The 16,571-nt window shown below is 33.7% G+C and carries 19 protein-coding genes and 1 pseudogene; 17 read left to right on the forward strand and 3 right to left on the reverse strand.

All coding sequences use genetic code 11. The annotated features are described in order from the left end of the window. Window positions 1-115: 115 nt before the first annotated feature. The gene (locus tag DN393_RS17555) at window positions 116-1,567 is read right to left on the reverse strand and encodes an FAD-dependent oxidoreductase (RefSeq protein WP_064475903.1); all 1,452 of its coding nucleotides are present in this window, start codon (window positions 1,565-1,567) and stop codon (window positions 116-118) included. A gap of 214 nt (window positions 1,568-1,781) precedes the next feature. Here DN393_RS17555 and DN393_RS31615 point away from each other — a divergent pair, with 214 nt between their 5' ends. Further along, on the forward strand, window positions 1,782-1,952 hold the full coding sequence (locus tag DN393_RS31615; protein WP_179876817.1) for a hypothetical protein: 171 nt from the start codon (window positions 1,782-1,784) through the stop codon (window positions 1,950-1,952). 1,181 nt (window positions 1,953-3,133) lie between these two features. Here DN393_RS31615 and DN393_RS17565 read toward each other — a convergent pair. Then, window positions 3,134-3,457, reverse strand: a complete 324-nt coding sequence (locus DN393_RS17565; RefSeq protein ID WP_064475902.1) for a winged helix-turn-helix transcriptional regulator — start codon at window positions 3,455-3,457, stop codon at window positions 3,134-3,136. Between the two features lie 124 nt (window positions 3,458-3,581). Here DN393_RS17565 and DN393_RS17570 point away from each other — a divergent pair, with 124 nt between their 5' ends. The 6 genes from DN393_RS17570 to DN393_RS17595 all read left to right on the forward strand — a co-directional run bounded on the left by DN393_RS17570 (window position 3,582) and on the right by DN393_RS17595 (window position 8,841). Continuing rightward, complete coding sequence (locus DN393_RS17570; RefSeq protein WP_064475984.1) at window positions 3,582-4,115, forward strand: NAD(P)H-dependent oxidoreductase; 534 nt, start codon at window positions 3,582-3,584, stop codon at window positions 4,113-4,115. A gap of 133 nt (window positions 4,116-4,248) precedes the next feature. Further along, window positions 4,249-5,751 (forward strand): class I adenylate-forming enzyme family protein, encoded by a 1,503-nt coding sequence (locus DN393_RS17575; RefSeq protein WP_149173735.1) that lies wholly within the window; start codon window positions 4,249-4,251, stop codon window positions 5,749-5,751. A gap of 144 nt (window positions 5,752-5,895) precedes the next feature. After that, window positions 5,896-6,459 carry a GNAT family N-acetyltransferase gene (locus DN393_RS17580; RefSeq protein WP_064475900.1) on the forward strand — a complete coding sequence of 188 codons (564 nt, stop codon included), beginning with the start codon at window positions 5,896-5,898 and terminating at the stop codon, window positions 6,457-6,459. After that, window positions 6,456-7,160, forward strand: a complete 705-nt coding sequence (locus DN393_RS17585; protein WP_064475899.1) for an SDR family NAD(P)-dependent oxidoreductase — start codon at window positions 6,456-6,458, stop codon at window positions 7,158-7,160. Before DN393_RS17580 ends, DN393_RS17585 begins: the two co-directional genes overlap by 4 nt. After that, complete coding sequence (locus DN393_RS17590; protein ID WP_098102711.1) at window positions 7,154-7,930, forward strand: GNAT family N-acetyltransferase; 777 nt, start codon at window positions 7,154-7,156, stop codon at window positions 7,928-7,930. The genes DN393_RS17585 and DN393_RS17590 overlap by 7 nt, the downstream gene beginning before the upstream one ends. Window positions 7,931-7,941: 11 nt before the next feature. Further along, a complete protein-coding gene (locus DN393_RS17595) occupies window positions 7,942-8,841 on the forward strand; it encodes a PhzF family phenazine biosynthesis isomerase (RefSeq protein ID WP_064475897.1) in 900 nt (299 codons plus the stop codon). Between the two features lie 35 nt (window positions 8,842-8,876). Here DN393_RS17595 and DN393_RS17600 read toward each other — a convergent pair whose 3' ends face one another. Beyond that, complete coding sequence (locus DN393_RS17600; RefSeq protein ID WP_000801653.1) at window positions 8,877-9,086, reverse strand: hypothetical protein; 210 nt, start codon at window positions 9,084-9,086, stop codon at window positions 8,877-8,879. 176 nt (window positions 9,087-9,262) lie between these two features. Here DN393_RS17600 and DN393_RS17605 point away from each other — a divergent pair, with 176 nt between their 5' ends. From DN393_RS17605 to DN393_RS17645, 10 genes and pseudogenes are all read left to right on the forward strand, one after another. Next, window positions 9,263-10,102, forward strand: coding sequence for a phosphotransferase family protein (locus DN393_RS17605; protein WP_064475896.1), 840 nt, complete (start codon window positions 9,263-9,265; stop codon window positions 10,100-10,102). A 27-nt stretch (window positions 10,103-10,129) separates the two neighbouring features. Then, window positions 10,130-10,687 (forward strand): DUF7010 family protein, encoded by a 558-nt coding sequence (locus tag DN393_RS17610; RefSeq protein ID WP_064475895.1) that lies wholly within the window; start codon window positions 10,130-10,132, stop codon window positions 10,685-10,687. A gap of 28 nt (window positions 10,688-10,715) precedes the next feature. Further along, window positions 10,716-11,540: an MBL fold metallo-hydrolase gene (locus DN393_RS17615; protein ID WP_064475894.1), complete on the forward strand. Its 825-nt coding sequence runs from the start codon at window positions 10,716-10,718 to the stop codon at window positions 11,538-11,540. Between the two features lie 16 nt (window positions 11,541-11,556). Next, the gene (locus DN393_RS17620) at window positions 11,557-12,123 is read left to right on the forward strand and encodes an SGNH/GDSL hydrolase family protein (RefSeq protein ID WP_064475893.1); all 567 of its coding nucleotides are present in this window, start codon (window positions 11,557-11,559) and stop codon (window positions 12,121-12,123) included. Between the two features lie 534 nt (window positions 12,124-12,657). After that, complete coding sequence (spxA, locus tag DN393_RS17625; RefSeq protein WP_000236196.1) at window positions 12,658-13,053, forward strand: transcriptional regulator SpxA; 396 nt, start codon at window positions 12,658-12,660, stop codon at window positions 13,051-13,053. Between the two features lie 30 nt (window positions 13,054-13,083). Next, window positions 13,084-13,218: a BA3454 family stress response protein gene (locus DN393_RS17630; RefSeq protein ID WP_000573513.1), complete on the forward strand. Its 135-nt coding sequence runs from the start codon at window positions 13,084-13,086 to the stop codon at window positions 13,216-13,218. Between the two features lie 194 nt (window positions 13,219-13,412). Beyond that, a complete protein-coding gene (gene saiR / locus DN393_RS17635) occupies window positions 13,413-13,826 on the forward strand; it encodes an Rrf2-family transcriptional regulator SaiR (RefSeq protein ID WP_001083471.1) in 414 nt (137 codons plus the stop codon). 125 nt (window positions 13,827-13,951) lie between these two features. Next, window positions 13,952-14,287, forward strand: a complete 336-nt coding sequence (locus tag DN393_RS17640) for an IDEAL domain-containing protein (RefSeq protein ID WP_098102708.1) — start codon at window positions 13,952-13,954, stop codon at window positions 14,285-14,287. 40 nt (window positions 14,288-14,327) lie between these two features. Further along, window positions 14,328-14,417, forward strand: a pseudogene (locus DN393_RS32610) (DUF3888 domain-containing protein); the annotation flags it as partial. Between the two features lie 1,001 nt (window positions 14,418-15,418). Next, window positions 15,419-16,571, forward strand: a 1,153-nt coding sequence (locus tag DN393_RS17645) for an aromatic amino acid transport family protein (RefSeq protein ID WP_149173736.1), incomplete at its 3' end; no start/stop codon positions are given.

Consider the following 16,571-nt stretch of genomic DNA (forward strand, 5'->3'; position numbering starts at 1 on the left):
TATAAATAGTGAGATGGGCAAAACGAAGAGAGTCCTAAATAAATAGGATTCTCTTCGTTTTATAAAAGTGAATTTATCTTATATCACTAATACAATTGATAATCATTTTTCTGGACTATTCGCAATTATCTACCTTGTTATACTCAATGTCGGCTATGTGACCATCCGGTCGAATCAAAACGGTATCTATATTTTTTAACTTGGGATCTTGTATTTCTCCTACTATCACCTTTATGTGTGAATCAATATTTATTTTATTTATCTTATCTATATAAGAAGGGTGTATTAATAAGATAAATTTACCATCCTGCATTAATTCAAAGAGTCTATAACTTTTCTTATTTAGAGAAGAAATAGTGAGATTTGTACATCTTTTTCCTATCAATGGATGCCTTTCTGTATCGTGCATCGACGAATACATTATCCCTAAGCCACTTACTCTTTCAGATAAATCGTGATTTATCTCGGGGTATGTAAGTAGGTGCGAAAATAAATCCCTTAATTCCATTCCTGCGTTTGAAAAGTTTATCATTAATTGTTCTTGCGCTTGTACTTCCTTGAAAAATTGTTTTCCCACAGCATGTCTTTCAATATGATAACTTTCTAATAGGCTTTCATATTTTTTTTGTTTTATTGCGAGTCCTAATTTCCAGCCTATATTAAAAGCATCTTGTAGACCTACATTTAAACCTTGTCCTCCAGCAGGGAAATGAATATGTGCTGCATCCCCTGCTAAGAATACACGCTTATGTTGATAAGTATTTGCTAGTTTGGTTGCATTACCAAAACGAGAAAGCCATATTGTGCTCTTAATTTGAAGATGTTCACCTGTAATACTATAAATACTATCTATAAACTCTTTTTTTGTAACAGCAACATGAACAGGTATTGTCTGATTTTTAGGATCAACAATTGCAAAACGAAATACATCAGGTTTAATAGGTACCATCATTAATATCCCATTTATATTAGAAGTAGATAAAAATGGAGTATCTGGTATATCTTCTAAAATAACATCACCTAATATAGCAGTAGTTGTTGTGTTTGTTCCATTAAACGGTATATTTGATAATTCACGAACTATACTTCTTGCTCCATCAGCTCCTATTACATATGGAACTTCTATTTTATATATTGTTTCTCTTTGTTCTATTTTTAGTTGTACGAATGTTTCATATTGTTTTAAGTCTTTCAGAGTATGCCCGCGTTTAATGACTACACCTAATTCTAATGCATGTTCTTCTAATATTTCTTCTGTAATAGATTGGGGAATAAAAAGTGTATATGGAAAATCAGTATTTAAATTTTTAAAGTTTAATCTTGTATCTAAGGCAGCAAAATGACTTGTATTTAATTTCTTTCCTCTAGCTAAAAATCTATCTGCAATACCTCTCATAGCCATCAATTCTAAGGAGCGGGGGTGTAGTGTGAGTGCTCTAGAATTTCGTACCCTGTCTAATCTTCTCTCTAAAACAACAACTTTTACGCCTTGGATAGCTAATTCACATGCTGCCATAAGTCCAACTGGACCACCACCAACTACCGCTACATCATAATAATTGTCCATATCATGCCCTCCATTTATTTAATTGTTTAAGAGCTAATGTGAAAAATTGTAAATAGATTTATAAATGCTATCTATTGTACATATATAAGTATACTTCATTTTAGTTTCCTTAGAAACTAAAATGAAGTTCCTAGGAGAAGTCTACATAGTAAGTGTGTAGTTAAAGCTATATAGCGTGTCTACAGCAGTAGCCATTGGGTAGCATTGATATGTAATGGCGTTTGCATTAAAAGCTGCAGCTTCTTCTGCTTGTGCTATTTTTGCTAAAAATGCTACTGTTGTAGTTCCATGTGGGAGTTGTAAAGGTCTTTCCGCTATTCGTAGTTTTAATGAAGTAGTAGTGGTTTTAACTCGACTTCAAATAATTCGCTTTCAATTTCATTAAGTGCATACATTGATACAGGATGTGGAGAGGTATTAGATAAGACTTGTGATGAAAGAAGTTCTCCTGATGATGAGTAAAATGTAACAAACACTTGTGAAAATGGAGGGACCATAATGATTACACGGCCAGTTTTTTGTAACGTATTAACCAACTCCAAAATAATATAGTTTTATAAAAATCAAAAAACAATAGATAAATATAAAGATATTATTATGGGTACTTTTCCGATAGTGAATTAAGAAAATTAATAAACTCTTTATTTTATTGTAAATAATGTAAGAGCACACAAATATGCGTGCTCTTAGAATAGAAAGGTAGTTTTCTATGAGTAGGGAGTCCCCATACAATAAAATATGCTTGTCCAATTTAAATGTGAGAAGTTTTTTAATAAAAACGCTATTTGGTAAGTCTATGTAAAAAAACGTCTTGTACAGGCACTCTTTGCAAAGTATTTTGTCTGCAGTCATAATTTTTAAAGTTGATGAGAGCTGTTATCCGACTAATAAAACTAGCCATTAAGCTCCCAAAAAAGAAACCCCATCGACCAGTTACTAGAGCGACAGTTAAGAAAAGAGTGGTATTAAAATAATCATTATTCAAGATGTTCCTTTATATGAAGTGAATTCCGAAAACAGGACACAATTGTAGTCCATCTATCACTTATGATTGCTGTTAATTATATGGAGCATGTAGAACTAGGATTGTAGAAAGTCCTGATATTTGTGCATATTCCACTTCAGATTATTATACCGGTAATTTATATTTGTTATTGCTATAATTCGCAAAAGGATACATTCATAAGGGGATATTTTAAAGGATTAGCGGTGATCAATATATATATAGTGTTAAATGCAGTGATGATGTTTTACTATGACTATGACTATGAGATAACCCGTATTTTTCTAGTCATAATAAAACCACATCTCAAATTGTCGACTGTATGTCTAACAACTAGGATGCGGTTCAATTAATAAAAAGTGTCCGAGTTAAATATAAGGTAAAAAGTATAGGATACTTTTGTTATAAAGAGTATTTATAGATGAATGTTATTGTTTTTTACTTTTGAAAGATTTGAGGTTCTAAATTACGAGTTGTTGGAGTACCTCTAATATAAAATTTCAATAGAAATATTGAACTACTAATATGAATGTATCAGATTTAATAAAGATGGTAATGTTCTGTTAGTCATGTAATCTTTTCATTTGATGATCTTTTCCCCATTCACATAGTTCATCCATAATTTGCATTAAAGATTTCCCGTATTCGCTTATTGTGTACTCAACCTTTGGTGGTACTTCTTGATATACAGTACGATGGATAATCCCATCAGCTTCAAGTTGCCGAAGTTGTTGAGTCAGAACTTTTTGCGTAATGTTTGAGATTTCTCTTCGGATTTCATTTGTTCGCATTTTTCCATCCATCAAAACACATAAAATATGAACTTTCCATTTTCCGCCGATTACATCGAGTGTCGTTGCAATTGGGCAGTCTTCATTTTGATTCATATAACACCTCCACAGGTACTTTAAGGTTCCTATAGCACTTTAAAGTACGTACTTTTCAATTATATGTGACTCATTCATACTAATACGTAAAGGGTTGATTAATTTATAAAGGGGATGGAAGATGATGAAAACACTTGTAATTGTAGCACATCCTGATATTGAAAAATCAAAAATTAATAAAAGATGGATTGAAGAAATTGAGAAATATTCGGATGAAATTACGGTGCATGAATTGTATAAAGTGGCACCGAATTGGGAGTTTAATGTGGAAGAGGAACAAAAGTTGTTAGTAGAACACGACCGATATATATTTCAATTTCCACTCTACTGGTACAGCTCACCACCATTATTGAAAAAATGGTTTGACGATGTATTAACATATGGATTTGCGTACGGATCAAAAGGGGATAAAGTGAAGGGAAAAGAGTTTGGTGTAGCTATTTCTATAGGTGGATTAGAAAAAGACTATGAAAATAGCGGAATTACAATGGATGAGTTAACGAAACCATTTCAAGCTACTTGCTTATATACAGATATGAAATTTATACCTTCATTTTATTTATATGGTGCCGAATATAAATTAAGTGATGAAGAGATTGATAAAAGTGCACCGGAGTATGTGCGCTATGTGATGAATAAGGAGTATTCTAATATATAAGAGGCAATAGCCATTTACTTGTTAAGTAGATGGCTATTTTTAGTGAATTTATATTCACTAAGTGTAATCTTTAGTAAATTAATAGTTAATCTGGTAAAATAAAAAACCTAACATATATAAAGGGGAGTTTTACTTGAGAACGATGCAAAAATTATTACAAAAAAGAGCAATGCAATCACCAAATTTGGAAGCGCTTGTAGGCGGAGAGAAACGGTATTCGTTTCAGCAGTATAATGAACGAGTAAATCAGCTTGCACATTATTTGTTACATAATGGTGTGCAAAGAGGCGATCGTATAGGAATACTATGCAAAAATAATCACCTGTTTCCAAGCGTTATGATGGCAAGTTTAAAAATTGGAGCGGTATGTATTCCGCTAAATCATCAGCTTACTGTTTATGAACTAGAAACGATTGTAAAAGAAGCGAAATTAAAAGTGTTAGTTATTGATGAAGAATTTAGTGAAGTTTTATTAAAGATTGATGCTGTTAAAGAAATTCCTTATGTAATGAAAACGACAGAAGAAGGTTTTGGTTCGTTTGAATTAACATTACAAGAACAGCCAAGTACAGAGCCGAACGTAGAAGTTCATGAAGATGATGATGCGATTTACTTATTTACTTCAGGAACGACTGGACAGGCAAAAGCATGTGTAATTGGACATAAAAACTTACATCATTATTTTACTAAAATTGCGGGGCAAAGAGAATTTCCTGCAGGTGAACGCTTTTTATCCGTGCATCCATTATTTCATATGAGTGGCGTGCTTTCTATTTTAAATTGTATTTATCATGGTGTTACGATGATTTTCTTAGCTGATTCGAATCCTACTCTAATTTGGGATAAGATTGAAGAAGAGAAAATTACGACGATGCTTGCGTTCCCAGCTGTTTATAGCTACATGCTGGATGAGCTAAATAAAAAGGAACGAAACATTTCAACTTTTAAAGTAGCGCAAAGTGGTGGTACAAAAGTGCCAGAAACCCTCATTCAAAAATATATGGAAAAAGGAATATATATGGTGCAAGGATATGGGAGTACAGAAGGTTGGGTTGTAACTTCATGGCATCCAATGATGGGAAAAGAAAAGATGTCTTCTGTAGGGAAAACACTGAAACATGTAGAGCTGAAAATTGTTCATCCAGAAACAGGTGATGAACTAACAACAAATGAAATTGGAGAGATTCATGTAAGAAGTCCATACATGTTTAAAGGGTATTGGAATAATGAAAAGGCGACAAAGAAGGTAGTAAAAGATAGTTGGTTTAACATGGGCGATGCTGGCATGATAGATGATGACGGATTCCTGCATATTATGGGAAGATATAAAGACGTTATCATACGCGGTGGTGACAACGTATATCCAGATCAAGTAGAAGATGTTATTCATGAAATACATGGTGTTTTAGAAGTTGCAGTAGTTGGGGTTTCAGATGACTTTTGGGGAGAGATTCCGACAGCGTACATTGTAAAAGACATGCAAACGTCTTTAACGGAAGAAGAAATTATACAGCATTGTAAAGGGAAATTAGCAAGTTATAAAATACCCGAAGTTGTATTTATGGAAAAATTACCGAAAAATGCTTTAGGGAAAGTGTTGAAGAGGGAATTAAGGGAAGATGTACTTGTAAAATAAAAAGTTATTAGATGATGAGAAATCCAGTTATGCAGTGAGCATGACTGGATTTTTACTTGTAAAGAACATAATAATTTACTAGATTTTGTATTTCTTGTAAGATAATAAAGAATATTCAATCATTAATTAAAGGAAGAGATATAAATGAAGCTGCCGCTATTACAAGTAGAGACAGAGAGACTTATGATTCGTCAGTTCCAAAAAAATGATTATGAAAGTTGGTTAGATGGATTTCGAATGCGGTTACCAGCTCAGTATAAATACGATGATGGCTATCATGATATGTCGTCTTCAACAAAAGAATGGTTCACGGAATGGATAAGAGGTTTTGATGAAGCAGCGCATCGAGATGAGATGTATGTATTAGGTATTTTTCGTAAAGAAGATGGGGCTAATATTGGAAAGCTAGAGCTAATAAAAATTTTACGTATGGACTATCAATGGGCGATGATGGGCTATTCCATACATAATCAATACTGGAAAAATGGATATGGCATGGAAAGTGTGAAAGCTGCGTTATCGTTATTTTTTAATAGTCTTCATTTTCATAGAATTGAATTACATATACATGTTGATAATGAGCCATCCATTCGTCTTGCGGAACGAGCAGGTTTTTCTTTTGAATGCAAGAGAGAGGCGTTTTCTTTAGAGAATGGTAAGTGGATGGATTTTCTTATTTATTTTAAAAATAAGGAGATGGAAAAATGAGAGTTCTAATTACAGGTGGAAATCGTGGATTAGGGTTACAGTTAGTAAAAGTATTTCATGAACATGGGCATATCGTTTATCCGTTAGTTAGAACTGAGGTTGCGGTTACGCAATTGAAGCAAATGTTTAGTTGTAGATGTTTTCCTATAATGGCAGACTTATCGATTGATGAGAGTACGGAGCGAATTAAGAACCAGCTTAAGGAATATACGGAGCATATTGATCTAGTTATAAATAACGCTGGAATTACTGGAAAGGAGACTGAGATTTTACATACGAATTCAGAAGAGTTAACAGACTTATTTAATATTCATTGCTTAGGTGTAATTCGAGCTGTAAAAGGTACCTATGTGGCTTTAGCTAAATCGGATCATCCGAGAATAATAAATGTGTCCTCTCGATTAGGATCATTACATAAAATGGCGAACAAAGAATTTCCGCAAGGTCAGTTCTCATATTCCTATCGAATTGCTAAAGCTGCACAAAATATGTTAACACTCTGCTTACAACAAGAGTTTGAGAATAAAGGAATTCGTGTAACGGCAATTCATCCTGGGAAATTAAAGACTGACATTGGTGCCTTTGATGCGAATATGACTCCGGCTGAAGGAGCGCAAAATATATTTGATTGGGTAATCGATTCAAATGAGGATGTTTCAGGGAAGTTTATTGAGCCGGGTGTAGGGGAATTGAAGTGGTGAAGTACGATCTTACAGTTGTTCAAAGTTTATTTGGTCCTTCAAAAAAAGTATTAAATGGTTTACCAAATGCAGTAACGATTGAAGAGATAGAAGAAGATATTTTTTATAACGTACAAACTTATAAAGAGAAGATAAGTAGATTTGAAGAAATTTGTTTTAACTGGGAGTTAAAAAGAGCGAGTATTGTATTAAACAAAAGGTTTAGTAGTTATAACTCAAGTGCGAGGGTGTTACTTGATGCGGATTTTTCTTTACATGCAGCAAAGATAGAAGTGTGTAGAGGGTTAGACAATGTAGAGGCGCTTAACAAACGATTTACATACGGTTCAATAGAAGAGACGTTATCGGAAAAAGAATTTAAATGCATTTGGGAGCAATGTATGGCGGATTCAGGAAATCAAACTTCAATTTTAAATATTGATGAGCATTTTTATTCAGTGCAAACGGAGATAGGTAAAGGTTGGGAAAAGTCATGCATTGTTTTTTATAATGAAAATGATCCAATTGGTTTGTCCATACCGCATATAGAGTCTGGAACGGAAAATGAAGGACGATTATTTTACTTTGGGGTAATGCCTCATTATCGTGGGAAAGGAATCTCTTCCCAACTGCATCTTCAATCGTTACATATGTTAAAGGAAATGGGTGCTACTTATTACATCGGAAGCACACATACTTCAAATGAAAAGATGCAGAAGATATTTTGGAGAAATAATTGTTCGGTGAAAACGGAGATAGAGCTTTATTATAAAATTTTTAAAGAAGGTTAGGAGAAAAGAAAATGAAGAACATAAACGTATTTCATTACGACGCATTTACGAATAGACCAAATATGGGTAATCCAGCAGGTGTTGTATTAGAGGCAGATGGATTAACGGAAGAGGAGATGCAGCATATTGCTGAAAAAGTTGGATTTAACGAAACGTCTTTCGTTCTTTCTTCAGAAGTAGCAGATATAAGAATGCGCTATTTTACACCTCGTTTTGAAATGGATGTATGTGGTCATGGGACAGTTGGGACAATATTTGCCTTGCGTGAAAGAGGTTTATTAGAAGAGAAAACAAATTTTACGATTGAAACGAAGGCAGGAATTTTACCAATACAAATAGATGTAAATGATAAGGGAGAAGCCTTTATTAAAATGAGGCAGGCAGCACCTCAGTTTAAAGATTTTGCAGGTTCAAAAGGTGAATTAGCTCATAGCATTGGTTTGGACGTAAAGGATTTAGATGTAAGTTTACCGATTGTATATGGAAGTACGGGGAACTGGACTGTAATTGTACCGGTGAAAAATCTAGATGTATGTGAGAAGATGAAGCCTAACAATGAAGTGTTTCCATCGGTATTAAAAGAAATACCTAACGCTTCTATTCATCCAGTTTGTTTAGAAACTTATGATGAGCAGGCACAAATGCATGGGCGCCATTTCTCATTGGCTTATGCGGGAACGATTGAAGATCCAGTGACAGGAACGGCTTCAGGTGTGATGGGAGCGTACTATGCGATGTATGTGGAGAAAGATTTTGACCATGAAATGGAGTTAATCGTTGAACAAGGACAGGAAATGAATAAAGATGGTCGTGTAACCGTATATGTAACGAAAGATGGAGAAAATAAGAGATTACAAATAGATATTGCTGGAACAGCGGTGTATGTGAATGAGTTTGAAGTTTCAATATAAAAGAAGAAAGCCCGGCATATAGCCAGGGCTTTACGTTATCTGTTCAACACTTCAATATACGAAGCATCTCCAGTCGTTCTTAAAGCAGAGCGGAAATTGTTGTTTTCTAATGTTTTAGCGACTTGTTGTAACTGCTGTGCATCATCATGATGGATAAGTAAGCTGTCAGCACCGCTTTCTTCTATATGAATGTGTTCGACATTTCCAATGGCATCATGTACTGCTTTTAAAAATTCAGGTTTCATATTGTCCTCCTAATATGTATGTAACATTGTTGTTAGTATTTCCTTATTTTTGAAATATAAAAGTAAATGATTTTTTGTTATATTAAGATTTTGGAAGGGGTTTCCTATCCGTTTGTCAAATAATAGTAAAGTTGTCTTTTGAATTGAGGGAATCTTCGGAATTAAAGGGTGAGGGAATGGACATTTCAATAATTGCTGCACAACTAGTTAAGGAGAAAGTTATTTCACATGATCCAAATAGCGTAAAAGTGTTGAACGGAGGAACGACAAGTACTGTATATTTGTTGGACGAAAAATATGTAGTAAAGCTGAATGAAGCGGAAGTGATACGTGAAGAAGCTAATTTTCTTTCTTTTTATGAGGGGAATACTTTATTTTCAAAGCTTTTGTATAAGGAACCTTTACATACATATTTCGTGTATTCTTTCCTTGAAGGTAATACTTCGTGCGAACAAGGATTTAAACGAAGTACGCTTCGTACACTTGTAAAAGAAGTTATCAATAAGTATAAAATGGTTCCAGAGGCAGAAGGCTGGGGATGGAAAGAGAGTCCGGTTCAAACTTGGAATGAATTTTTAACGACAAATGTGATGGAAGCTTATGAAAATGTAAGACGTTACATAAGTGAGGAAGATTATAGAATTGTTCTAAAACTAGCAAATAGGGATGCCGGAGTAAATCAGCCCTTTTTATTACATGGTGATTTCGGATTTCATAATTTTATATTTCGAGAGAATAGGTTACATGGGGTAATTGATCCGTTACCTGTTTTAGGAGATCCTTTATATGATTTAATTTACGCGTTCTGTTCAACTCCAGAAGATATAACAAAAGAAACGATTGATTATGTGATGAAACAATGTGTATTTCATAAAACAGAACGAGATTTATACGAAGAAATAGTCATAGGATTATATTTGCGTATAGATACATGTGTAAGACACCACCCGAAAGATTTAGAAGATTATTTAGTAGCTTGGCGTTATTGGATGGGCGAAATTGAGCCGGCTTTATAGTACAAATAGTTTGGGGGAGATAGTGAAATGAACATAGCAGAAGCAAAACGAGATTTAGCACAAAGAACGAAAAAAGGATTTCCAGTTATAATAGCTGGTATTTTATTTTGGGTTATAGCGAGTATAACGGGTGTTTTTCTTTCAGAAAAGCAAGTTGTGTGGGTGTATTTAATTGGTATGGGTTGTGTGTTTCCTTGTGGCTTAATGATAGCTGCCATATTAAAAATTGACATGTTTGCGAAGGGGAATCCGCTAGGGACTTTAGCTGGATTAATTGGCGGGATAAATGTATTAAATATTCCGTTTGTGTTACTTGCCTATTTTCAATTTCCAGAGTGGTTACCTTTTGTAGTAGCGATGTTAATAGGTGTTCATTTTGTACCGTACGTATGGATTTATGAAAGTAAAAGTTATGGTTTACTGTCAGTAGGGACCATATTCGTAACGTCAGTTTGCGGGATTCTTTTTGCTGACAATGGATTTACTGTAATTCCATTGTCAGTTACAGTTGTCTACTTACTAACTCTAATAGGTTTAGTAATTGAAAATAAAAAAATAGATCATTATCAACAAAAATCAGCTTAATAAAAATATAGGGATAGGGGGAATTATTATGAAAAATTTCGTTTGTACAACGTGCGGCGTACAGTATGCAGCGGGTGTGGAAGAACCGGTAAGTTGTGTTATTTGTGATGAGGAGCGACAATATGTGAATCTGAAAGGGCAGTGTTGGACGACTTTAGAAAACTTGCGAACGATTGATACATATAAAAATGAAATGATAGAAGAAGAGCATAGACTTTATAGCATTACGACAAAACCGAAATTTGCGATCGGTCAAACAGCATTTGTCGTAAAAACGGATTCCTATCGTTTATTATGGGATTGCATTACTTATTTAGATGAAACGACAATTGAGAAGATAAAAGAGTGGGGTGGGTTAGATGCGATCGCACTATCTCATCCTCATTATTATTCAACGCAAGTAGAATGGGCAGAAACGTTTAATGTACCAATTTATATACATGAAGACGATAAAGAGTGGGTAGTACGCCCGAGTAGTCGTATTATTTACTGGTCTGGTGAGTCTTTACAATTAGCGGACGGAATTACTATTCATCGTCTCGGAGGACATTTTAGCGGCGGTTCTGTATTACATTGGGAAGAAGGAAATGATGGGAAAGGTATTTTATTAACAGGTGATATTATTCAAGTTGTAGCGGATCAGCAGTGGGTGAGTTTCATGTACAGCTATCCGAACTTAATTCCATTACCGGCGAGAAAAGTGGAAGAAATGGCGAATCGAGTGAAGCCATTACAATTTAATCGTTTATATAATGCTTTTCACGGAGTAGTGAAAGAAAATGCAAATGAGGCAGTGGAACGTTCTGCTGAAAGATATATTAAGGCGGTAGAAGGAAAGTTATTTCGTACGTAAAAGGAGAATTAGCTCTATGAAAACGTTAGTATGCTTCGGTGATAGTATTACAGCTGATGAAACGTTTTTTGATGGAACGCCGAGATTAACACCGCGTTTGCAAGAGATGTTTCCAAATTGGAAGGTGGTAAATGCGGGGGTTCCGGGTGATAATACGTTCGATGCGTTACATAGGGTTGAAGATGATGTACTATCACATAAACCAGATTTTGTCACAGTTTTTCTTGGTACGAATGATTCGGTATTATTTGATCCAGTACCATTACAAGTATACAAAGACAATCTAGAGAAGATTATAAGTATGATTTCACCAGAAAAAGTATTACTTATTAGTCCTGCGCCAGTTGATGAAGAACGCCAGCATAATAGAACCAATAAAGTACTTGGTCAGTATGCAGACGTAGTAGAGGAAGTGGCAAAGGAAACAGGAAGTTATTTTCTAAATTTATATGCTGAAATGATTCAAGAGCCTCATTATAAAAGATTTGTAGAAGATGATGAAAAAGACGGTTTACATTTTGGACGACAAGGTTATGAATATTTAGCGGAGTTAATTGGTAAAAAGTTAAAAGGGATTTTGTAAGAAGCAAAGTGTGCGCGCTTTGCTTTTTTGCTCGCGTATTTCCTCCTACAATGCTGCTGTGTTCAATGCAGTAGCGTTTAATATGCTAAATATATTTCATAGTAGCACATGTAAAAATGAAATGAATAAAGTGAAATATAAGTAGATCGCACCAATCGAGTTATTAGGGGGAGCCTGACTTCGACCTAACTTTTTTGTTCTTGCCAAATTTTGAGGCGGTGCACTCAAATAGCGGGATAAAATGTACTTTAAAGAGGTGGTTAGCCGTAAAACTATGAGACATTCGTACAAAAGAAAATGATTTGGTCCGCTAATGGAATGCATCCAAGACTTAACAGTTGATTAATCAAACTGTAAAGTTTAAAATTACAGTATAGTTTTTAGAAGTGAGTTACCATCGTTTGTAAAAAAACAGATAAATTAAATATTGTCGAATAAATAATATAACGTGTATTTCATTCTAAACTGTAATTTTTTTTAATACATTTCAATAATCTATATAATAATTTTAAAAAGTAAAGGAGTGTGTAAAATATGGTGATTTTATATACGACAGCAAGCTGTAGTTCATGCCGAAAAGCAAAAGCATGGCTTGAAGAACATCAAATTGATTATACCGAAAAAAATATCGTATCAAATTCGCTTACAGTTGATGAACTTAAATCCATTCTTCGTTTAACTGAAGATGGTGCTACTGAAATTATTTCAACTAGATCTAAAACTTTTCAGGAATTAAATATAAATATTGAGGCGCTTTCGCTTAATGAGTTTTATAAATTAATAATTGAGTATCCTCAAATGTTACGTCGTCCAATTATGCTGGACGAAAAAAGATTACAGGTTGGTTTTAACGAGGAAGAAATTCGCAAATTTTTACCGCGTAGCGTTCGAACATTTTTGAATATTGAATTGCAAAAAATGGCTAATTAATAAGTAATATTTTGAAAGGAGGAAACAGAAGTGATTGAAGTATGTGTTACAGTTAATTATAAAGATAGAAACTATCATACAAATGTTATTGTGAGTAAAGATACGATTTGGACAAAAATTAAACAATTGGCAGAAGAACAAGTTAAGAAACAGTGGACTGTTTAAATTTAGTTGCAACTTAAAAAGCTAAATGAAGTTAGGAGATATAGGGGAGTTCTGATAGAATATAAAGGGATTTAATTTTTCATGCTAAGCATGCTTCTTATATATTTTAACGTTTGACTAACCTATCTGTAATATTTATGGCTACAGTATGTTACTAAACGAGACATCATATTTTTTATCGTAGGAGGACAACAATGAACAGCGACTTTACTTTGGCCATTCACAGTTTAACTTATTTAGCTTTACAGCCAGATCGGATGTCAACAAGTAATGCTATTTCAGAAAGTGCAGGTGTTCATCCAGTACGCATTCGCAAAGTGCTAAGTTTGTTAAAAAAACATAAGTTTATACAATCAAAAGAGGGAACGGGTGGAGGATTTATTTTTGCCCGTGATTTAAGTGAAATTAATCTTTGGAATATGTATCAAATAACCTCTGAAGGTGCATTGCAACCGAAGTGTCCAGAATCAAATGATCAGTGTATTGTAGGTTCGAACATGCGGAAAGTTCTTTTTGCTATTTTCTTAGGTGCGGAAGAACATCTAGGTGAATATTTAAAGAATTATACAATGAAAGAAGTTGTTGACCTTATTAATCAAGAACGTTAAGCGGCTTAATTATTATGTAGCCGTGAGTTCTTAAAAAATAACTGTAATGAAAAATTTTACAGTTTAAGTTAGTTTTTATATATTGTTTATCGTTACAAAAAATATTTATAAGAAGGTGAAAAAGTATGATGTCAAATAATAATCATGTTTTAAAAGTGGGAGATTGGGTTCGTGGAATATCAAATGAGGGTGAATTCATAGTTGGTTACATTGTATCACTTGATGAAGTGGAAGATGTAGTTACAGTTAGCATTGTGAAACGTGACGATAAGTACACAATGAACGAAGCGATTTTACTCTTTAGTAAACACGTTAACAAACTCCCTGAATTAAAGATAATAAATAAGGAGCAAATCCTTTATCTTATAGACCTTGCATTATTAACAGGGGATGAAGAATGGTTTATTGAGCTTTCTGCAAAATTAAACTCGATAAAAGAGCTAGTTAATGAGGGATTTTAACGTATTATATTATTCGGTTGAATCGTGCAATAATCAATAATATTATCTAAAAGGAAATGAAATAAAACCAATTCATTACAAACATAGGAATATCCCTGAAGAAGAGTTGAAAAAACTACAATTAAGATGACATTGAAGTGATTTGTTTACCCGATCCTAATAATGATGTAAATAAGCTGTCCATATGGGCAGCTTATTTTTTCGTTTAGCTTAGGTTTTGCGAAATAATAGCGGTTCTCTCATTGCCATCAAGTTAAAATATGTATTTTCCTAAAAATGTATATGAATGCAATGCCTATAATATATATCCTGAAAATTGGTTTATACATTTAAAAAGATATTTCTTTTTCACCACGTTAATTATTTATTAGAATATCTTTTTTAGTTTGAAATAAAATTTTTCGATAAAGAAGAATATAAATATTTTTAAAATGAGTAGCTTAAATAAACAATATTTTACTGTATTTTATGCTGATTAATTCCGTTATAAGTGATAGGAACAAGGGTTGCATGCTAACTGTAAAGTATTATCCATGTAAAATTATATCCATTTAATATTTCAGAAAATATAAAAATATTAATTTTATAAATATACACGTTATAATGAGGGCGTCGAGAGAAATTTTATTATCTCTGGAGAAAATATAAAAAATGCGATTACTAGTAAGAAAGGTGTGTGGTTAGAGGCGAAATGTATGTAAAGTGCTTCAGTGGCTTGTGTAATCAATACCATAAATGCTGCCGAAGCTATTAAAGTGATGTATAGAATTGAGAAAGAAATGCCTCATAAATGAAGAGAGGCCGGTTTAACTAAAATTACTGTTACAAGTAATTCAGAGAAACCATTAAAGTAATACATTGTTATTAGAAATGTTGCAACGTATTTATGAAGTCTATTCAATATTGTTCTCTTAAGCGGTCTTTATATAAAGAGCGGATATTACGAGTAAACTTTTTTGTGAACGCTAACATTTATGTTAGGACGCTAACTAGCGAATGTTTCAATTTGGATTCATTATGATGAAGGACTTGCAATGTGGGGCAACTTGTAAGGAATTCATTTTCCGAAAAAAGGAATATTTGTTAGCTATAAAGAGAGACGCAAGAATAGATACAAGGGGGAGTTATTATATGAACGGGAATACTGCAAAGAAAATAGAAGTTCAAGCTGAAAATATCGCACTAAAAAATGAGCAATATGCAGATCCGAAAAAGTGGCATAAGCAGGATACTACATGGGCATTGAGCCTATTTGGAACTGCAATTGGAGCAGGGGTGCTCTTTTTACCGATTAATGCAGGTTCAGGTGGTTTATTATCATTACTACTAATTACATTGCTTGCATATCCAGTTATGTATTACTCACATAGGGCACTTGCGAAAATGATATACGCTTCTAATTCTGCTGATGAGGGGATCACAGGTACAATTAGAGAGTATTTCGGAAATAAAGCAAGTATCATTTTTAACATCGTATATTTCGGTTCAATTTATACAATCGTGCTAATGTATTCGGTTGCGCTTACAAATACTGCAAGTAGCTTTATCGTGCATCAATTGCACATGCCAGAGCCTCCAAGGGCTATTTTATCACTTGTATTAGTTCTTGGTCTTATCGCTATACTGAATTTTGGTCAAGATATTACTGTAAAGATCATGAGTATGCTAGTGTATCCTTTCATAGCTTCTCTACTTTTTATCGCAATATCTTTAATTCCACAGTGGAATACGTCAATGCTTAGCTTTTCAGCTGTTTCTACTGCTTCAACAGGAACAGGATATTTTGGAACGATACTGTTGATTCTACCAATCATCGTATTCTCATTTAATCATTCACCTATGATTTCATCATTTGTTGTGAAACAGAGAGCTACGTATGGAATAGAAGCTACTGATGCTAAATGTGCGCAAATACAAAAAGTTTGTTATATTATGACATTCGCTGTAGTTATGTTCTTCGTTTGGAGTAGTACATTAAGCTTGACTCCAGAAGATTTAAAAATGGCAAAAGAGCAAAACTTATCAATCCTTTCATATCTTGCGAATGAGCTTAATTCACCTGTAATCACGATTGCAGCACCAATCATTGCTTTTGTGGCTATTACAAAATCTTTCCTTGGCCATTATATTGGAGCATTTGAAGTAATGCGTGACATGATTATTAAGTTCGGTAAATCACGTGGAAAAGTAATTGAAGAAAAAACGATTAAGACAATCGTCCTTACTTTTGTTGTATTATCATGCTGGTTTGTTGCTTATACAAATCCAAGTATTCTTGGACTTA

It is taken from the genome of Bacillus sp. BPN334 (assembly GCF_008368885.1).
GTDB classification, from domain to species: Bacteria; Bacillota; Bacilli; order Bacillales; family Bacillaceae_G; genus Bacillus_A; species Bacillus_A wiedmannii.